14 protein-coding genes are annotated in these 14,869 nt (G+C 62.0%); 9 read left to right on the top strand and 5 right to left on the bottom strand.

Annotated elements, in window-relative coordinates:
- Positions 1–10: 10 nt before the first annotated feature.
- From QKE52_RS00325 to QKE52_RS00295, 7 genes are all read left to right on the top strand, one after another.
- Entirely contained in the window at positions 11–1,165 is a 1,155-nt protein-coding gene (locus QKE52_RS00325; RefSeq protein ID WP_347947812.1) for an MFS transporter, read from the top strand.
- A gap of 72 nt (positions 1,166–1,237) precedes the next feature.
- Entirely contained in the window at positions 1,238–4,105 is a 2,868-nt protein-coding gene (gcvP, locus tag QKE52_RS00320) for an aminomethyl-transferring glycine dehydrogenase (RefSeq protein WP_102233651.1), read from the top strand.
- 3 nt (positions 4,106–4,108) lie between these two features.
- Entirely contained in the window at positions 4,109–5,221 is a 1,113-nt protein-coding gene (gene gcvT / locus QKE52_RS00315; protein ID WP_102233652.1) for a glycine cleavage system aminomethyltransferase GcvT, read from the top strand.
- A 42-nt stretch (positions 5,222–5,263) separates the two neighbouring features.
- The gene (gene gcvH / locus QKE52_RS00310) at positions 5,264–5,656 is read left to right on the top strand and encodes a glycine cleavage system protein GcvH (protein WP_046647929.1); all 393 of its coding nucleotides are present in this window, start codon (positions 5,264–5,266) and stop codon (positions 5,654–5,656) included.
- 69 nt (positions 5,657–5,725) lie between these two features.
- Positions 5,726–6,532, top strand: a complete 807-nt coding sequence (gene lipB, locus QKE52_RS00305) for a lipoyl(octanoyl) transferase LipB (RefSeq protein ID WP_070510673.1) — start codon at positions 5,726–5,728, stop codon at positions 6,530–6,532.
- A gap of 108 nt (positions 6,533–6,640) precedes the next feature.
- Positions 6,641–7,705 carry a lipoyl synthase gene (gene lipA / locus QKE52_RS00300; protein WP_070510675.1) on the top strand — a complete coding sequence of 355 codons (1,065 nt, stop codon included), beginning with the start codon at positions 6,641–6,643 and terminating at the stop codon, positions 7,703–7,705.
- A 42-nt stretch (positions 7,706–7,747) separates the two neighbouring features.
- On the top strand, positions 7,748–8,533 hold the full coding sequence (locus QKE52_RS00295; protein WP_046647926.1) for a DUF4191 domain-containing protein: 786 nt from the start codon (positions 7,748–7,750) through the stop codon (positions 8,531–8,533).
- A 265-nt stretch (positions 8,534–8,798) separates the two neighbouring features.
- Here QKE52_RS00295 and QKE52_RS00290 read toward each other — a convergent pair whose 3' ends face one another.
- Positions 8,799–9,233: an RDD family protein gene (locus tag QKE52_RS00290; RefSeq protein ID WP_347947810.1), complete on the bottom strand. Its 435-nt coding sequence runs from the start codon at positions 9,231–9,233 to the stop codon at positions 8,799–8,801.
- 129 nt (positions 9,234–9,362) lie between these two features.
- Here QKE52_RS00290 and glnA point away from each other — a divergent pair, with 129 nt between their 5' ends.
- Positions 9,363–10,796, top strand: a complete 1,434-nt coding sequence (glnA, locus tag QKE52_RS00285) for a type I glutamate--ammonia ligase (RefSeq protein WP_347947809.1) — start codon at positions 9,363–9,365, stop codon at positions 10,794–10,796.
- A gap of 204 nt (positions 10,797–11,000) precedes the next feature.
- Entirely contained in the window at positions 11,001–11,960 is a 960-nt protein-coding gene (locus QKE52_RS00280) for a TDT family transporter (RefSeq protein WP_175974538.1), read from the top strand.
- A 35-nt stretch (positions 11,961–11,995) separates the two neighbouring features.
- Here QKE52_RS00280 and QKE52_RS00275 read toward each other — a convergent pair whose 3' ends face one another.
- The 4 genes from QKE52_RS00275 to QKE52_RS00260 all read right to left on the bottom strand — a co-directional run bounded on the left by QKE52_RS00275 (position 11,996) and on the right by QKE52_RS00260 (position 14,843).
- On the bottom strand, positions 11,996–12,574 hold the full coding sequence (locus QKE52_RS00275; RefSeq protein ID WP_239663582.1) for an META domain-containing protein: 579 nt from the start codon (positions 12,572–12,574) through the stop codon (positions 11,996–11,998).
- A gap of 167 nt (positions 12,575–12,741) precedes the next feature.
- Complete coding sequence (locus QKE52_RS00270) at positions 12,742–13,353, bottom strand: META domain-containing protein (protein WP_046647746.1); 612 nt, start codon at positions 13,351–13,353, stop codon at positions 12,742–12,744.
- A gap of 158 nt (positions 13,354–13,511) precedes the next feature.
- Positions 13,512–14,045: an NUDIX domain-containing protein gene (locus QKE52_RS00265; RefSeq protein WP_070753976.1), complete on the bottom strand. Its 534-nt coding sequence runs from the start codon at positions 14,043–14,045 to the stop codon at positions 13,512–13,514.
- A gap of 18 nt (positions 14,046–14,063) precedes the next feature.
- A complete protein-coding gene (locus QKE52_RS00260) occupies positions 14,064–14,843 on the bottom strand; it encodes a trypsin-like serine protease (RefSeq protein WP_347947807.1) in 780 nt (259 codons plus the stop codon).
- Between the last annotated feature and the right edge of the window lie 26 nt (positions 14,844–14,869).

Genomic DNA, 14,869 nt, shown 5'->3' with positions numbered 1-14,869 from the left:
ACTGTGCAGCATGGTTTCTCAGAAGTGGTTCCGCGTCGCTCTCGGCATGTTCCTCGTCGCGTGCGGCGCTAATCTTTTCGCCCCCATGGTCGTGGTCTACCAAGTCACCACCGATTTGGGGGTTCTGCAGACGACCTTCCTCTTTGGCATTTACGCCCTCGGCATCATGGTGGCTCTCTTCATAGGCGGTCCGCTCTCGGATTCGCTGGGACGCCGCGCTGTCATGCGCCCAGCCGTCCTCTCCACCACTGCGGGTTCACTGGTCTTCCTCGGCGGCGCAGGCGGCGCCTTCCTCCCCTTGCTGATCGGACGCCTGTGTGCCGGGGCGGCAGTGGGACTGGCCATGTCTTCCGGCGCTGCCTGGATTAAGGAACTCAGCACCCACCTCAGCGTGGGCGCCAAGCGTTCTTCCATTGCTCTTTCGGCTGGCTTCGCGTCGGCACCTGGCGTTGCCGGTATCGCCGCAGAGTTCCTCCCCTGGCCCACCGTCGTGCCTTATGTTCTGCATATCGGGTTGGCACTCATCGTCGTGCCGCTCGTGTGGACGGTTCCGGAGAATCACACTGCGCCGAAGCCTACGCAACGCCGCACTTTCATACCCACGAGTTTGCTTACTCCCCGCTACCTACCGGTCGTGGCCTATGCCCCGTGGGTCTTTGGCTCCGCCACCACCGCCTTCGTATTCCTCCCCTCGCAGCTCAGTGAGCACCTGCGCTACCCCATTCTCATTGCGGGGCTCTGTGCGCTACTCACCATGGGAAGCGGCGTGGTAATCCAACAGCTAGCGGGCCGCATCCGCGTAACCGCATTCCACGGCATAGTGCTGGCCGCGATAGGCATGCTCCTGTGTCTCATCGTCGTCGCGGCGGCACACCACGGCTGGGCGGTGTTCCTCCTCCCCCTCGCGGCCATCATCATGGGCAGCTCCTATGGAATTGGCATGCTCAGCGGGCTCGCAGAAACGCAAGCCATCGCTCACCCGGCGGAACTCGGCGCGGCAACGGGGGTGTTTTATTCGCTGACCTATCTCGGCTTCTTTGCCCCGTTCATCCTCTCGCTTTTGGGCCCTGTCACGGGGTATTCCACCGCCTTCATCATCGGGTTCGCTGTCGCGGCGCTGACTGCCGTGACGCTACATCTCCGAATCAGGGGTAACCGGGGTTAATGTCATGGCATACGCTTTATACTTGGAGCAGTTTAGGTCACACAAACTAACGCCACGAAGGAGATTCACCATATGGATTTCATCTCTCGTCATCTCGGCCCGGATGCAGCCGAGCGTGAAACGATGCTCAAGGCCCTGGGCTACGACAGCGTCGATGCGCTTGTCGATGCCGCCTTGCCAGCCTCCATCCGCGCCACCGAGGCGCTCAACCTCCCGGAGGCTTTGAGCGAAGATGATGCGCAGGCGAAGCTGCGCGAGTACGCCTCCCAGAACGTCGTGCTGAAGTCCTTCTATGGCCAGGGTTACTCCGATACCCTCACCCCGGCGGTCATTCGCCGCGGGCTGCTGGAGGACGCCGGATGGTACACCGCCTACACGCCCTACCAGCCGGAGATCTCGCAGGGCCGCCTCGAGGCACTGCTGAACTTCCAGACCATGATTGAGTCCCTGACCGGCCTTCCCATCGCAAACGCCTCGCTTCTCGACGAAGCCTCTGCCACCGCCGAAGCCGTCGGACTGATGGCCCGCGCGGTGAAGAAGGGCCGCCGCGTGCTGTTGGATTCGCGCTTGCACCCGCAGGTCCTGACCGTGGCCGCTGAGCGCGCCCGCGCCATCGAGCTCGAGGTCGAGATTGCTGATGTCCGCGATGGCATCGTCGGCGAAGACCTCGTCGGTGCAGTTCTGGCTTACACCGGAACCGAGGGCGATATCGTCGACCCGCACGCCGCCATCGAGGAGCTCCACACCCGCGGCGCCCTGGCCGCCGTCGTGGCCGACCCGCTGTCGCTGCTCCTTCTGGAGGCACCTGGTTCGATGGGCGCAGACGTCGTCCTCGGCTCCTCGCAGCGATTCGGTGTCCCGCTCTTCTTCGGCGGCCCGCACGCGGCCTTCATGTCCGTCACGGATAAGCTCAAGCGCCAGCTTCCGGGCCGCATCGTGGGCGTGTCCAAGGACGCCGCCGGCCGCCCCGCTTATCGTCTGGCGCTGCAAACCCGCGAGCAGCACATCCGCCGCGAGCGCGCCACCTCCAATATCTGTACCGCCCAGGCCCTCCTGGCCAACGTGGCCTCGATGTACGCGGTCTACCACGGTCCGAAGGGGCTGAAGGAGATTGCACAGCGAGTGCATGACCGCGCTTCTGCTTTCGCTGCGGCAGTCACCGGCGCGGGCAAGGAGATTGTCTCCCGCGACTTCTTCGACACCGTGACCGTCACAGGCGTGGATGCGGCCGCCGTCAAGGCCCAGCTGCAGGAGCAGGGCTACCTGGTGCGCGCCATCGGCTCCGACAAGGTCTCGGTCTCCTTCGGCGAGTCCGCTACCAACGAGGACGTCAACACCCTTGCCGCTGCCTTCGGCGCCGAGGCCTCCACTAACTCCGAGCCAGCCACGTCTGGCTCCTTCGAGATTCCGTCCTCCGTCCAGCGTTCCGAGGAGCCGCTGCAGCACGAGATCTTCAACTCCCTCCACTCCGAGACCCAGATGCTGCGCTACCTGCGCACCTTGGCGGATAAGGACCTGGCGCTCGACCGCACGATGATCCCGCTGGGCTCGTGCACGATGAAGCTCAACCCCACCTCTGCCATGGAGCCCATCTCCTGGCCGGAGTTCGCGGGCATCCACCCGTATGCCCCGGAGGAGACCACCGCTGGTTGGCGCGCGCTGATCGACGAGCTCGAGTCCTGGCTCGCCGATATCACCGGCTACGCCCAGGTTTCGATCCAGCCCAACGCCGGTTCCCAGGGTGAGCTGGCCGGCCTGCTGGCCATCCGCCGCTACCACGTGGCCAACGGCGACCACGGCCGCGATGTCATCCTCATTCCGGCATCCGCGCACGGCACCAACGCCGCGTCGGCGACCCTGGCCAACCTGCGCGTCGTCGTGGTCAAGACCGCGGACGATGGCTCCATCGACGTCGCCGACCTCGACGCCAAGATTGAGCAGCATGGCGAGCACATCGCCGGCATCATGATTACCTACCCCTCCACCCACGGCGTCTTCGACCCGGAGGTGCGCGAGGTCTGCGACAAGGTCCACGCGGCCGGCGGCCAGGTCTACATCGACGGTGCCAATATGAACGCGCTCGCCGGTTGGGCCCGCCCGGGTGCTTTTGGTGGCGATGTGTCTCACCTGAACCTGCACAAGACCTTCACCATCCCGCACGGCGGAGGTGGCCCGGGTGTGGGCCCGGTGGGCGTCGCCAAGCACTTGGTGCCCTTCCTGCCAACGGATGCCAACGACCCCCAGCTGGACCCCGCGCAGCCGGCCGCAGAAGGCACCGGCGTGCCGTCCACCGCATCGCGCTACGGTTCCGCCGGCGTGCTGCCGATTTCTTGGTCCTACCTGGCTATGGTGGGCGCGCAAGGACTTACGGAGGCCACGAGCCACGCCATCCTCGGCGCGAACTACCTGGCGCAGAACCTCAAGGATTCCTTCCCGGTTCTCTACACGGGTAATGCCGGCCTGGTTGCCCACGAATGCATCTTTGACCTGCGCGAGCTGACCGACGCCTCCGGAGTCACCGCCGCTGATGTGGCCAAGCGCCTCGTGGACTACGGCTTCCACGCACCGACCTTGTCCTTCCCGGTGGCCGGCACCCTCATGGTGGAGCCGACCGAGTCCGAGGATCTGGGTGAGCTGGACCGCTTCATCGAAGCCATGCGTTCCATCCGCGCTGAAATCCAGGAGATCATCGACGGCCAGGTGGCCTACGAGGATTCCGTCATCCACCACGCCCCGTTCACGGCCGAGGCCGTGTCGGACGATGAATGGGACTTCACCTTCACCCGCCAGCAGGCCGCCTACCCGGTGGCCTCCCTGCGCCGCGGCAAGTACTTCCCACCGGTACGCCGCATCGATGAGGCCTACGGTGACCGCAACCTGGTGTGCACCTGCCCGCCGCCAGAGGCTTTTGACTACTCCGACGACAACCAGGAGGTTTAATCAATGACTGACTACCTGCACTCCCCGCTGCATGCTGAGCACGAGAACCTCGGCGCTACCTTCACGCCCTTCGGGCCGTGGGAGATGCCGCTGAAGTATGACAACGAGCTGGAGGAGCACCGCGCGGTACGTAATGCCGCAGGCCTCTTCGACCTCTCCCACATGGGTGAAATCTGGGTCAACGGCCCGGACGCCGCCGAGTTCCTCTCCTATTGCTTCATCTCCAACCTCACCACGCTTAAGGAGGGCAAGGCGAAGTACTCCATGATCTGCGCGGAGGATGGCGGCATCATGGATGACCTCATCACCTACCGCCTGGAAGAAACCAAGTTCCTGGTCGTGCCCAATGCCGGCAACGCCGACACCGTGTGGGAGGCCCTCAACGAGCGCGCTGAGGGCTTCGACGTGGACCTGAAGAATGAGTCCCGCGATGTAGCCATGATTGCCGTCCAGGGCCCAAAGGCGCTGGAGATCCTTGTCCCGCTGGTGGAGGACACCAAGCAGCAGGCTGTCATGGACCTGCCCTACTATGCCGCGATGACCGGCAAGGTGGCCCGCAAGTACGCGTTTATCTGCCGCACCGGCTACACCGGTGAGGATGGCTTCGAGCTCATCGTCTACAACTCCGATGCCCCGGAGCTGTGGGAAGAGCTGCTCAAGGCCGGCGAGGAATACGGCATCAAGCCCTGCGGCTTGGCAGCACGCGACTCGTTGCGCTTGGAGGCAGGCATGCCGCTTTACGGCAACGAGCTCACCCGCGATATCACTCCGGTGGAAGCCGGAATGTCCCGCGCCTTTGCCAAGAAGGAGCAGGACTTTGTGGGCGCTGAGGTGCTGCGCCAGCGCGCCGAGGAGGGCCCGCAGGCCGTCATCACCGGACTTGTCTCCTCCCAGCGCCGCGCGGCCCGTGCCGGCTCCGAGGTGTATGTGGGTGAGAACAAGGTGGGCACGGTGACCTCCGGCCAGCCCTCCCCCACTCTGGGACACCCGGTGGCGCTCGCTCTCATCGATACCGCCGCTGGCCTCGAGCCGGGTGCTGCCGTGGAGGTAGACATCCGCGGCAAGCGCTACCCCTTCGAGGTTTCCGCGCTGCCCTTCTACAAGCGCGATAAGTAAACTCCACTACTGAAGTCAACTACCGAAAGGACACCCCTTCTCATGGCTAACCTTCCTTCCGATTTCTCCTACTCCGAGGACCACGAGTGGATCAACGCCACCGCTGACTCTGTCGTTGGTTCTACCGTCCGTATTGGCATCACCTCCGTGGCCGCTGACCGCCTGGGTGAGGTCGTCTTCGCTGAGCTGCCCGCCGTGGGCGATACCGTCGAGCACGGCGAGACCTGCGGCGAGGTGGAGTCCACCAAGTCCGTGTCTGACCTCTACTCCCCGGTCACCGGCACCGTGACCGCCGTCAACGAGGACGTGCACGATGACTATGCAGTCATCAACAACGATCCCTTCGGTGAGGGCTGGCTCTTCGAGGTCGAGGTCACCGAGGTCGGCGAGCTGATGACCGCCGATGAGTACGCTTCCGCCAACGGCGTCGATTAAAACAACGCTTGAGCAGCGCACACTCAGCCCCTTTCTGGCTGAATCTTCGCGGGGTTTAGGATTGGGTTCATGACTGCTCCCCGCGAACCCTTCTTTCCCGCTGATCGCTCCATCCGCGCTTCCGACGAACCACTGGAGATCCGCCGCTTGGGCCGCATGGGCTACCAAGAGGCCTGGGATCTGCAGGCCGAGCTCGCGGCGGCGCGGGCGGCGGGCACGCAGGGTGATGTCATCCTCGTGGTGGAGCACCCCAACGTCTACACCGCCGGAAAGCGCACGCAGCCGGAGGATATGCCCGATAATGGCCTACCGGTCATTGATGTTGACCGGGGCGGGCGCATCACCTGGCACGGCGAGGGCCAGTTGGTGGTCTACCCCATTATCAAACTGGCCGAGCCGGTTGACGTTGTCGACTACGTCCGCCGTCTTGAGGAGGCCATCATCCAAGCCGTCCGCGAACTCGGCGTGAGCACCGCTGGGCGCATCGATGGCCGCTCGGGGGTGTGGGTTCCTTCCACCACCCAGGCTGCCGACCCAGCCGCCCCGAAGCGCGACCGCAAGCTAGGTGCGTTGGGCATTCGCGTGACCCGCGGCGTGACCATGCACGGCCTAGCGCTCAACTGCACCAACACCTTGGAGTACTACGAGCACATCGTGGCCTGCGGCATCGATGATGCGGATGTGTCGACGCTGTCGCTTGAGCTCGGCCGTGAGGTGACCATGGAGGAGGCAGAAGCCCCGCTTCTCGACGCCCTCCGCAAAGCCCTCTCCGGCGAACTGACGGTGGCCGACCACACCTTTGCCTCGGCCCCAGATCCCATCAAAGTGGCCAACGAGAAGGCCCGCCAAGCCCGCAAAGCCGCGCAAGAAAAATAGCGGCTACCCTCGGTGGAATAAAGCAGCCACTCGTAGGGCTTGTATTAGAAAGAGCTAGTTCAACACCTAAAGTGAGGTTCCGTGACTGTTAAGCCTGAAGGACGCAAGATGCTCCGCATTGAGAAGAAGAATGCGGAGTCTCCCATCGAACAGAAGCCGCGCTGGATCCGCAACCAGGTTCGCACCGGCCCTGGGTATGAGGACATGAAATCTCGCGTGACTGGTGCTTCCCTGCACACCGTGTGCCAGGAGGCTGGCTGCCCCAATATTCACGAGTGCTGGGAATCGCGTGAGGCTACGTTCCTCATCGGCGGCGACAAGTGCACTCGCCGCTGTGATTTCTGCGATATCGCTACCGGCAAGCCAGCGGAGCTGGACCGCGACGAACCGCGCCGTGTGGCAGAGAATATCCAGGAAATGGATCTCAACTACACCACCATTACGGGTGTTACCCGCGATGATCTGCCGGATGAGGGTGCCTGGCTCTACGCTGAGGTCGTCCGCAAGATTCATGAACTCAACCCGAACACCGGCGTGGAGAACCTCACCCCGGACTTCTCCGGCAAGCCGGACCTGCTCCAGGAGGTTTTTGAGGCCCGCCCGGAGGTCTTCGCTCACAACCTAGAGACGGTGCCGCGCATCTTCAAGCGCATCCGCCCGGCCTTCCGCTATGAGCGTTCACTCGACGTCATCCGCCAGGCCCACGACTTTGGTTTGATCACCAAGTCCAACCTCATCCTGGGCATGGGTGAAACCGCCGAGGAGATCGAGGAAGCACTGCGCGACCTGCGCTCGGCAGGCTGCGACATCATCACGATTACCCAGTACCTGCGCCCCGGCCCGCGCTTCCACCCGATCGAGCGCTGGGTGCGCCCGGAGGAATTCGTGGAGCACTCCAAGCTGGCCAAGGAGCTGGGCTTTGGTGGCGTCATGTCTGGCCCGCTGGTCCGCTCCTCCTACCGCGCTGGCCGCCTCTACGTGCAAGCCATGGAGGCACGCGGCCTCGAGCTTCCGGAGAACCTGAAGCACCTGGCGGAGACTTCCCAGGGCGCTACCGCTCAGGAGGCTTCCACCCTTCTGGAGAAGTATGGCCCCTCCGAGGAAACCCCGGTGACCACGCGCATGGCCAAGACCCCTGCACAGGCCAACTCTGTTGCAGCTACCATCCGCTAACGCGTTTCTCTTTTTATTCCTCTTGCCCTTAAAGTAGGAGACATGGCTAAGGACGATAAGGCGTCGCTCAAGGACGCGAAGAAGCAAGAGCGCGCGGCAAAGCGTGCCAAGCGCAAGCAGAACTGGTCACAAATGTGGCAAGCGTTCAACATGCAGCGCAAGCAGGACAAGGCTCTCATCCCCATCATGCTGGCTGCATTCTTGGGCGTGGGCTTGCTCTTCTTCCTTATCGGCCTGCTCTTTAACGGCCAGTGGTTCATGCTCATCATCGGCCTGGGCCTTGGTGCGATGCTCGCCATGTTCCTGTTCACCCGCCGCCTTGAGCGCGACATGTACAAGAAGGTGGAGGACCAGCCAGGTGTCGCCGGCTGGGCTTTGGAGCAGCAGCTGCGCAACACCGTGGGCGTGGTGTGGAAGGTCAAGCCTGGCGTGGCTGCGACCCGCCAGCAGGATCTGGTCCACCGCGTGATCGGTAACTCCGGCGTCATTTTCGTCGTCGAAGGTGACCGCAAGCGCGTCGCCCCTACCCTCAACCGCTTGAAGAAGCGCGTTGACCGCCTGGCTGGCGGTGTGCCGGTGTACGAGGTCTTCGTGGGCAGCGGTGAGGATGAGGTGCCGGTATCCAAGCTGCGCACCCACATCATGAAGCTGCCGCGCAACTACAACAAGAACGAAACCTACGAGAACATTCGCCGCATCGAGGCCATGGATGATCTGCCGGGCACCACTCCGGGCCTGCCCAAGGGCCCAATGCCCCGCCAGGCTCAAAACATGGCGGGCATGAACCGCCGCATGCGCCGCATGCAGGAGCGCAAGGGCGGTAAGTAAGCCACCTCGCTCCACACAAGAAGGGGTCCCTTCCGAGATTCTCGGAAGGGACCCCTTCTTTACCTTGCGATTCTTCGTTGCTTTAGAACCGTCCTAGCCTTCGTGACCAGGTTTCGTCAGATGGTTCTACTCAGATGGTTTACTTGACCCCAAGTAAACCATCTAGCGTTATGAAGAAGGTTTGTTTGCCCCCAAACAAACCTTTTCAGGGGAACCATTTGTGGGGCATCTGTGGCGGATACGACCGGCTGACGCAGAACAAGCCTTAGGCCATGATGACGGCCGTGCCGGTGGCGCGGTCGTGGAGGCCACGCCCGTCGGCATCGACCATCGCTGCGGGGAAAAGCACGGCGGTGAGCAGCGTACGGACCGCGGCCCGCCACAAGCCAACGGAAGAGCCCGGCACATCAAGACGTGCGACTCCCATCCCCAGCAGCGCCATGCCCGGGGTGCGGGCGAAGAGCCAACCGCACACGATGCCCATGACTACCCACACCGCGTAGCCCAAGAATGCCGGGCCACCGAGTGAATTCGTAAAGAGCTCGAGGAGATTGGCTATCAGCATTGCCAAGAGCCAGTCAATGAGAACGCCAAAAGTGCGCCGCATTACAGAAGCCAGGGAACCTGAGCCCTCCTTGGGCAAGCCCATTGTTTGCCCAGGCCACTGCCCGTGCTCAAAGCCATCGTTGTTATCAGCCATGCCCACCAATCTAGCTGTCGGCTCTGCTAAGCAGAAAATTTGCCTCCACGTGCCCCAGACACCCCAGCGACAAAGCCAATACCTGTAAACTAGTCGGGAGTACTACACGTCAACCAACAGGAGACCACCGTGTCCTTTGAGACAATCCAGGACGTCATCGCATTCATCAAGGAAGAGGACGTCAAGTTCGTTGACATCCGATTTACGGACGTCCCCGGCACTGAGCACCACTTCTCTATTCCGGCCGAGGAATTCACTGAAGACGCAGCTGCCGAAGGCCTCGCCTTTGATGGTTCTTCCATCCGCGGATTTACCACCATCGATGAGTCCGATATGACGCTGCTGCCGGATCCGAAGACCGCCTTCGTGGATCCTTTCCGCACCGCGAAGACCCTGAACATCAAGTTCTTCGTCCACGACCCGTTTACGTTGGAGCCCTTTAGCCGCGACCCGCGCAACATCGCGCGCAAGGCTGAGGAGTACCTCGCTTCCACCGGCATCGCGGATACCTGTAACTTCGGCGCTGAAGCTGAGTTCTATATTTTCGACTCCGTGCGCTACAGCACCGACGTTAACCACGGCTTCTACGAGGTTGATACCGATGAAGGCTGGTGGAACCGCGGTTCCGAGACCAACTTCGATGGCACCCCGAACACCGGTTTTAAGACTCGCGTGAAGGGCGGCTACTTCCCTACGGCGCCCGTCGACAAGCACGGCGAAGTCCGCGACGCCATGGTGGAGCAGCTGCAGAAGGCAGGCTTTGTCATCGAGCGCTTCCACCACGAGGTGGGAAGCGGTCAGAACGAGATCAACTACCGCTTCAACTCCCTGCTGCACGCTGCGGATGATATTCAGACCTTCAAGTACATCATCAAGAACACCGCGGAACAGTTCGGCAAGACCGTAACCTTTATGCCCAAGCCGCTGGCGGGCGATAACGGCTCCGGCATGCACGCCCACATGTCCCTGTGGCAGGATGGCAAGCCCCTCTTCCACGATGAGGCTGGCTATGCAGGCCTGTCTGACATTGCTCGCTACTACATCGGCGGCATCCTGGCCCACGCACCGGCAGTTCTGGCGTTCACGAACGCGACCCTGAACTCCTACCACCGCCTGGTTCCGGGCTTTGAGGCACCGATCAACCTGGTGTACTCGCAGCGCAACCGCTCGGCCGCCATCCGTATCCCGATTACCGGCTCCAACCCGAAGGCAAAGCGTATTGAGTTCCGCGCGCCGGATCCGTCCGGCAACCCCTACTTCGGTTTCGCCGCCATGATGATGGCAGGCCTCGACGGCATCAAGAACCGCATCGAGCCGCACGCTCCGGTGGACAAGGATCTCTACGAGCTGCCGCCGGCAGAGGCTGCGTCCATCCCGCAGGCACCGACCTCCCTGGAGGCTTCCATCGCAGCACTTGAGGAAGACAACGAGTTCCTCACCGAGGGCGATGTCTTCTCCGAGGATCTCATCGAGACCTACATCAATTACAAGCGTGAGAACGAGATTGCGCCGGTTCGTCTGCGCCCGACTCCGCAGGAATTTGAGATGTACTACGACTGCTAGAGGTGAGCTGTCTTAGCAGCTGCACTACTATGACGGGCTTCGACGTTTCGCTTGATTCGTCGGAGCCTGTCGTCGTATCACCGCCTAATACAACAGCCCCACTGTGTTCTCCCCTACTGGCGCGCCCACAATGGCGCAATCTCACGTGCTGATCAACCACAGTACAAGGGACATGTGCGCAGTAAATGGTTACTATTCCCCTCTGTGACTGATAGATTCCGCCAACTACCACCGCCCGGCCCCGCGTGGGGCGGCAGCCTCATGGGAACGTCCATCGTCTCCCGGCTGCTCGTTGAGGAAGGCATGCTAACTGGCTCTGCCATCTTCGCAGCGCTATCCTGCGTCATCCTTCTCGTACTGACGGTGGGTTTCGCGGTGTATCGGCAGCCCAGCTTCGCGCGGACCTCGATGGCCGAGTGGTCCATGTACTTCATCGGCATCCTGGCACTCGGCGCAGCACTGTCCGGGTTGACGGATATCGGAACCTTCCGCCTAGTGGGCTTCTGGATCGGTGGCCCCGTTACCGTCATCACGTGGGCCATCCAGCTCACCCGTTTCGACGGTCAGCCGCGCTTTACCTGGGGCCTGCCGCTGGTCGGCCCCATGATTTCCTCCTCCGTGGCCGGCTTCCTCGCCCTCGACTACGGGCGCGCCTACCACGTGATGGGCACCGTTTTATTCATCATGTCTATCTCCACTGCGGTCCCCATCTTCATCCGCGTGTATTGGGCTGCTTGGCACGGCAAAGTCAACCTCACCGGCGCCAACTCCGCGACGGCCTGGGTGCCGCTGGGCGTGGTGGGCCAATCCACTACCGCCATGCAGATCCTCTACCCCGGTAGTTTCTCTGTCTACTACGGGCTCACCGCCATGGTGATTGCCATCCCCCTCGCGCTTTATGCCATGGTCACCTTCTACCCCAACGTGGCTCGCTGGGTGGATTACTCGCCCGCGTGGTGGGCCTGCACATTCCCACCGGGAACGGTCAGCATGGGTGGTCACCAGGTAGCGCTGGTGAATGGCTCGGAGCTTCTCGACGTCATCGCGCTCAGCATCCCGGTGCTGCTTGTCGCACACTGGTCTGCCTGCTCCTGCCGCTTCATTGGCTGGCTCGTCGAGGGCCGGCGCGCACGCACAAGCGGGGCCAGCCCACTCTCGGACTAGCCCCGCCACGTGAAATGCTGGACGCTTAGGAAGCCTTAGTTCTCGGCCTTCTCAAACTGGATGACCTGGCCCTGGCTACCCAGTGCGTAGTTGTTTCCCTCTAGGGGGAAGACAACGGGCTTGGCCGAGAGGATAGCCTTGAGCGCATCGGCGTCGGCCATGGCATCCGGGGAGCATGCGCGCAACGTAGAGTTCAGGTTCTCCACCACAATGGCATCGGTCTGATCCAGCTTGTAGCTAGCGCCACCGGAGTTGCAGCCATCGTTGTAAGCGAGGGTTCCATCGGAATTGAAGGTCACGGAAATCTCTGGGTTCTTCTTTGCGGTGAAGGTACCGTTGAGAACCTTCTGGGCCTCATCGGCCGGCAGCTTGTCTTGCAGACCGTCGACGTCCTCGTACTTCTCAATCAGCCCGGAGCCTTCCGGTGCTTCAGAGTCCTCCGGGGTGCCCGGACCGCCAAAGAGGCGGGAGCTCAGCTCCTGGATCTGGCTGGACTGCAGGGAATCGACGGAGGACAGCTCTTGCGCACCGGCAGTACCGGCGCCCAGGACGCCGCCTGCGAGGGCGACGAACGCAGTTGCTGTGGTTACTTTCTTCAGTGTGCGTGAAATCATGGCCCCGAAGCTATCGGCCGCGGCCTCCAACATCAACCCATTTCATGCGTTTCCGATGATATTTTGAGGCAACTCTACAACTCCCCCATCCCCTTACAGGCCGCAGACTAAAACACAGAAAGTGGCCAACCTCCCGCTGGGGGTTGGCCACTGATGAGGAAGGTTATTTACTTCTCTTCAGGGGTATCGACCTTGACGAACTGAATTGCCTGCCCATCTTTGACCAGTGCGATGGTGGTGTCATCGATGGAATAGACCTGTGGCTTCTTCGGAACGATGACGTTGAAATCGTGAACATCGACCATCACGTCCGGCTCGCAAGCCTTCATAGTGGTAATGACGTCTTTGATCTCTAGGGCGCCGGTGTCCTCCGCGATAGAGTATGTACCGTTACCGAGGTTACAACCATCAGAAACTCCTACGGTTCCATCCGGTTGGAAGGAAAGCCCGATCTTATCGTTCTTCTTCGCAACGAAGCTGCCGTTGAGAACCTCCTTGGCTTGCTCTGCCGTCAGCGGTTCCGTGAGGCCCTCCACGTCCTCTGCCTTTTCAATCAGGCCAGAACCTTCCGGCGCTTCTGGGTTTTCGGGGTTTTCCGGAGCAGGCTTCGAGCTCCCAAACAGTGTGGAGCTCAGCTGTGCCAGCTCACCGGAGCTGGAGCCGAAGGAGATTCCAGAAGAAGGCTCTGCCGCAGAGGCAACCCCGGTTCCGAGTGCCGTGCCAGCGAATGCGGCGAAGGTTGTGGCGATGGTTACTTTCTTGAATCTGAGTGACAACATGACCCTGAAGCTATGCGGGATAGTTTCATATAGCAATGTTTTTTATGCATTTCCCATGATATTGACACGTTCTCCCAATGTCGCCGGAGGCCAGTTCTCCCCGCTTGCCGCAGCCAGGCTGGCAGCAGAAAAGGCCTGGTTGAACCACTAAAACCAGATTAAGACGTGCGCTTGACGTAGCCCATCCGCGGGCGGAAGCCCTGCGGGTGCTTCATCTGCGCCACGGCATCCCCGATGATCATGCGGTGGCGGGCGCTGACAGACGTCGGCATCTGCGCCACCGAAAACCACTGCGCGGCCAGGTTCTCTTCGTCGGAGATAACCGGCTCCGCATCATCCGGCACGGAGACCCGGATGGAGGTATCCATGTAGAGGCACTTATCCCCATTGGGGCAGACTACTGGGCCCACCTGGCCCACGCCGAGAAGTGCTTCGATGCGGCCATCGAGGCCCACTTCCTCCTTGACCTCGCGCAGCGCGGTCGTCGTAATCTCCTCACCCGGCTCACAGATACCGGAGATGGGAGCCCACGTGCCATTATCGGCACGCTGGGCAAGCAGCACCGAGGGCAACTCCCAGATAGCGGAACCCGTGGGCACGGCCCGCACAATAACCGCGGTCACACTGGGCAAAAAGAGCTGGTCGTGACCAATTTTCTCACGCAGGGACACAATAAAATCAGGAGTGGGCATGGGCACCATCTTAGCGCCTTAGACCTGCGCCAGAATCTCCGGCAGGAGTTTCTCGATCTCGGAGGCAGGTGTAAACGACATCTGTGCTTCCGAACCATCCGCGCACCCCTCACTGCTGGCTGCCGCATCAGTGGTGCCCGAGAGAACCCCTACGATCACGTCCTCATAAGGGCTGCCCTGCGCGCCATACACCGGGGCTCCTGAATCGCCATGTGTGGAGCACACCTGGGCGCGCGCCGCGACGGTCTCCACCGTGCGGTCATCAAATTGGAGTTTGCCCTGCCCCTCACGGTGCGTCAGCGGGCCGCAGGTCTCACCGGTGATGCGGCCCAGCTTGCAGACGCTGTCAGGCAACATGTGTTCATCCGCCGCGACGACGGTAGTGGGCATGTCCCGCGGGACATAAAACTCAGCCTCCCTGGTGATTTCCACCAAAGCGAAATCCAGCTGGTGCGTTTCCGGCGCGCTGAGATCGGAGTAGATAATGGTGCCGACGGGCTCTGCCGGGTAGACAAATTCACCGTCGGCAGCGCCTGCCCACACGGTATCCCCCGGCTCACCGCAATGGGAAGCGGTGACGGCGATGGTGCGGGCGTCGTCAAGTACGAAGCTCCACGCCACCGTGCACAGGTTGAAGTCAAAGGCTTCGCCGGGCACGGGCTGCGTGGTCGAAATATCCAACGCCGCGCCCGGTGGCACCGGGGAGGCATCCGGCGAATGCACCTGCGGCTCAGCTGGCGCCACGGTGGAGTAGACAGCTGAGCTGGAGGCTGCCTTCTGTACGGGTCCGGCTCCCATCGGCACGGTGCACCCGGCCAGCGCCA

The sequence above is a fragment of the Corynebacterium sp. c25Ua_47 genome (assembly GCF_039907205.1).
Lineage (GTDB): Bacteria > Actinomycetota > Actinomycetes > Mycobacteriales > Mycobacteriaceae > Corynebacterium > Corynebacterium hiratae.
This window is presented reverse-complemented; position numbering and strand designations above follow the sequence as displayed.

What these genes read in the sequence shown, in the direction of transcription:
- QKE52_RS00275 (WP_239663582.1), bottom strand. Translation starts at nt 12,574, where the DNA reads ATGATTTCACGCACACTGAAGAAAGTAACCACAGCAACTGCGTTCGTC.
- QKE52_RS00290 (WP_347947810.1), bottom strand. Translation starts at nt 9,233, where the DNA reads ATGGCTGATAACAACGATGGCTTTGAGCACGGGCAGTGGCCTGGGCAA.
- gcvT (WP_102233652.1), top strand. Translation starts at nt 4,109, where the DNA reads ATGACTGACTACCTGCACTCCCCGCTGCATGCTGAGCACGAGAACCTC.
- QKE52_RS00270 (WP_046647746.1), bottom strand. Translation starts at nt 13,353, where the DNA reads ATGTTGTCACTCAGATTCAAGAAAGTAACCATCGCCACAACCTTCGCC.
- QKE52_RS00260 (WP_347947807.1), bottom strand. Translation starts at nt 14,843, where the DNA reads ATGGGAGCCGGACCCGTACAGAAGGCAGCCTCCAGCTCAGCTGTCTAC.
- gcvP (WP_102233651.1), top strand. Translation starts at nt 1,238, where the DNA reads ATGGATTTCATCTCTCGTCATCTCGGCCCGGATGCAGCCGAGCGTGAA.
- lipA (WP_070510675.1), top strand. Translation starts at nt 6,641, where the DNA reads ATGCTCCGCATTGAGAAGAAGAATGCGGAGTCTCCCATCGAACAGAAG.
- QKE52_RS00295 (WP_046647926.1), top strand. Translation starts at nt 7,748, where the DNA reads ATGGCTAAGGACGATAAGGCGTCGCTCAAGGACGCGAAGAAGCAAGAG.
- QKE52_RS00325 (WP_347947812.1), top strand. Translation starts at nt 11, where the DNA reads ATGGTTTCTCAGAAGTGGTTCCGCGTCGCTCTCGGCATGTTCCTCGTC.
- QKE52_RS00265 (WP_070753976.1), bottom strand. Translation starts at nt 14,045, where the DNA reads ATGCCCACTCCTGATTTTATTGTGTCCCTGCGTGAGAAAATTGGTCAC.
- gcvH (WP_046647929.1), top strand. Translation starts at nt 5,264, where the DNA reads ATGGCTAACCTTCCTTCCGATTTCTCCTACTCCGAGGACCACGAGTGG.
- lipB (WP_070510673.1), top strand. Translation starts at nt 5,726, where the DNA reads ATGACTGCTCCCCGCGAACCCTTCTTTCCCGCTGATCGCTCCATCCGC.